General features: G+C 41.2%; 1 protein-coding gene. It reads right to left on the bottom strand.

The annotated features are described in order from the left end of the window. Window positions 1-7: 7 nt before the first annotated feature. A complete protein-coding gene (locus ACZFYI_RS16600) occupies window positions 8-3685 on the bottom strand; it encodes a T9SS type A sorting domain-containing protein (RefSeq protein ID WP_462525245.1) in 3678 nt (1225 codons plus the stop codon). Between the last annotated feature and the right edge of the window lie 470 nt (window positions 3686-4155).

A 4155-nucleotide genomic window follows, 5' to 3' on the forward strand; every position in this document is an offset into this window, starting at 1 on the left:
AATCATTTCAGTTTTTAATCAGTTTTTGGGTAAATCTATAATTTTCAGTTGCAAGTTGTACGATATACAAGCCTTTAGTCATGCCGGTCGGGTTTGGTATCCATTCTAATTCATGGATTCCTGTCCCATATTCAGCTGCAGGAAATCCTCCTACCTTTTGCCCCATCATATCGTAGATGAGGATTTCGGCTTTGGCAGATTCAGGTAAGAAAAACCTGATTTTGGCTGAATCCCTAAATGGGTTCGGGCTTATTGGAAATAACTTCGGAATATCCGGTAGGTATTCAATTTGGTCCTCTTTAAATGCACCACCGATATAGATGGTAAAAGGCCTTTCCGGGGATTTTGAGTTGATTTTCGCATTGATTTCTCCTATTTGGTATGGTGAATGAAACACTATTGCTTTTGGCAATTCAAATTCATTGGTTGATAATCTTGCTTTGCTTTTAGGAACTTCAGGAGCCTGAAAATTGAAAGTATAAATAGATTCCTCCTGCATATTGATTGCTTTTTTATTCAAATGATCCATCAGAATGATACTTTTGTCGACAGGCCATTCACTTGGAAGTGTCCAGTTCATTAGGAAAGATCCCTGGAAGGCCTTTCCGTTTTTGGAAGCAGCCAAATGAAGAGGGATGATCATTTCGCGCTCATCCAAGGATGGAAGGCTATTGATAACCAAAGGATTGCTGGTTTGCAAGGAACCGTATGAGTAGAGGAAAAGCCAATCAGCAGCCAATGACTCCAATTGATAAGCATCCTTAGGATCGTTTGATACCCTTCCTTCTCTTCCAAAGCTGATAAAGGATTCTGCCTGCATACCCTCACCTGCTACAGCAAGTTGGATTGCAAAGGGTTCTTCTTCCGTTTTTCTGCCAAAGAAATCCTTTGAGACATTTGTTTTTGCTTCATTGCCTGTGATTTGCAGGATAGGATTTGTGCCGTTTGTCTTCACCCAAAAAGCCTGATAGGGTGCGATACGGCCATTTTCCAAAGTTCCGAGTGTCCCATTATGAGTAAGGAATGAACCTGAAGCCGGATCCCAAACATAAATGGTGTTGTCAATATTGGTTTTATTCCAGCCTGTCGGAGAATAGAAATCGATCATGCTCGCAGTCGGATTAGCTATCAGGTTAAATCCGGCATCAGCAATATTTACTTCGGTAAGCTGTCCCCCATCAACAATAAGACTGGTATCCCTTGCTGTAAAAGTGACTCCAAAATCAAATAATCCATTTGCTAGGTTTGGTTCTGTACCTGAAGAAGAAAGCGTCAATGGAAGGGCATCTGAATAATTTCCTCCTCCGGCAGGTTTTTCTGCACCATTGAAAATGTATAAATAATGTCCTCTTCCCGCAACAACAGCATCTGTGATTTGGGAAGGTTTTCTCCAAGTCTGTAGGCTAGTACCAGGATCTGTCTCATCTACCCATAATATATTCGGCTGGAGGTCAGGATTGTTTGCCCCAGGGAAACCTTGGGTTTCGGCATTGGCAAGCATATCGGCATAGGTAGTTCCTACCGGAGCCCCAACCATTCTCCATCCTTTATTTCCGGTCAATTCTTGTTGAACCTCGAGGGAGGGATCTTCTGAACTGAGGTTTTGGTAAATGGCAGCTGGATTCAATACAATTTTTGCTGACCCGCTTGTAGTCAGAGTTGCAGTATTTTCTATTGTCATCTGTGCATTAGGCCTAACGGTCACAGTAGAAGGCGATGAAATATTCACCAAGCCTTCTACCAAAAAATTACCGTTAATTTCAATGTTTCCTGTTATCGTCTTAAGTCCCGGGCCTGTTAGTGTAAGGTTATTGAAAACCCCGCCGGATATATTCAAAGACGCATTTTCATCAAAAATCACTTGTCCGTTTTCAGGAATAAATTCCCCTTCCACATTCCAGTTTCCTGTCACTTGATGGGTAAATCCTCCCCCTGTAAATGTAGCTCCTACCCCGATTTGAACATTTCCCCCAAAATTTATTCCTTCAGAAGCAATTGCTGCTGCGGCTCCCGAAACTTCGAAATCATTGCAAATCAAGTTAGCCCCTACCTCAAATAATTTAGTCCCTGATCCGCTGAGAACCAAAACACCGTAAGTTGATGGACTGTTGATACTGGCCACAGTTTGATCTGTTCCATAATATTCTATCCTACTGGTACAGCCTATCACATGAGAAGCGAAATTTCCCGGAAGTGAATTTGTACCACCGATGCCTAAATAGGCTCCATTTGCAACGGTCAAAACTCCGCCAAGAGCACCTCTAGAAGCTGAAAAAATACCTAAATCCAATCCACCCTGAACAATGGAAAGGTTAGAGGTGATTGAGGTGTTCTGAAAAATTGTAACTTTTTGGTTTCCCAAAGTACCTTCATTGTCAATGGTCAAGTTGTTGACTGTAGCGGGAAGTCCATTGCCGGTTGACTGATTGCTGTTTCCGTTATAGATGTAGTCTGCTCCTGTGTTGTAAGATCTAACACCTGTTACTTTCACTAATCCTGTTGCACCTGCAGAAGTAATTCCATCAGGAGACTTGATACCTAACACCGCTCCAGACTCAAGGGTAAAAGTACCGCCACCAATGAACTCAGTATCTGAATCCGCCGATTGGACATATGCCCCGGCAGAAACAATATAATTGATCACATTGATGACGGTCCCGCCAGATGTATATATCTGGGGATTGATGGTATTCCCGTTAAAAATAATTCTTCCTGAACCTGATGCTGTTTCGTTGATTGTGCCTCCTGTGTGAGTGAAGTTGCCAGCAACATTTAATGTCCCCACAGCATTGTTACTGATACTCATACTCAAAATCCCACCTGATATTGAAGCATTGCCTAACACATTGATACTTCGGTTGGATCCAGTACCATTTCCAATGGCATACCTCCCGTCAATAAAAATAAAATCTCCTCCGACATCAAAGGCATTTCTTGTTTGCCTGATCTGTCCTGTGGAAGAACCATTGTCAATTATCAGATTCCCTGCGATACTGAGAGGAAGAAATGACATGTTAACGGTTTGGGCAGGGGATTGAAATATAAAGTTTCCGAAATTTTGATTGGCATTTCCTACTGTTGTGCTTGTGATGCCTGTCAGTCTTACAGTTGACGTCGGATCCCAAGTAGCCAATGGAAGACTTGTTCCGTTTCTTGCATGTTCGTATTCAGAATTGGGCCCAAAGACTATTTTGGCTGTGGAGGAACTCGTGAAACTTCCTCCCAAATTGGTGATTTTACCGTTGACAGTGATTAGGGTACCCGCACTTCCTGTATTGGTATTCCCGTTTGTTCCCAAGACAAGTTCCCCATCTATCACTGCAGAAGCATTCGCTGCCAACGTGACCCTAAGCCTGCTTGTTCCTGTCAAAGTGAGTGTGGATCCTGCATTGATAACCCACTCGTCTCCTGTTCCATTGGTCACATTAAAATTTTGGTTACTGACAGTAGAAGAAAGAGTAATGTTTGAATTATTTGAAATAATCAGTCCCCTGATGGTCTGAGTAGGTACAGCCGTAACAGTGAGTGTCTCTCCTGAATTGAATTGAAGAATATCAGTGGTAGCCGGTGTGGTCCTGGTAGGCGACCAGTTAAATCTGTTCGTCCAAGCACCGTTATCAAGTCCAATCCATGTATATGTAGTCTGTCCCCAAGACATCATGGGTATAAATGCAAGCAGTACCAAGCAGCAAATTTTTGCTGCTGGTACGCCGGTAAAAATTGATATGTTACTATCAGTTTGCATTTATCTAAACAATGGACTATCTCAACTAACTATTTTCAAAATTCTTTTAATTGGAAAACCTGCCAGCTTTTTTCATGATCCAATACCGAAACGGCTTATCCGAGGGTATTCTTCAGAATAAAAGACTTTGGGTTATAAGACATCTCATTTAAATTCTTCCCAAATAAAAATTAGGTGATTTCATTTTTACAGGAGAAACAATGAGACTAGGGCGTTGGGTGATTATTCCTTATTTGTTTCTATTTCTTAAGAGGAACTTTTCAGTATCATGATCCTCAAAAGTCAAATAATTTGCATTTAAATATCTTTTAATCGAAGAGTTATTGGTAACCAAAAAGATGTTCTTGCGAGATAATTTTTGGTAATAATTGTGATGCAATATAAATACAAATATCAAAAACAAAATATTT

The organism is Aquiflexum sp., from assembly GCF_977115555.1.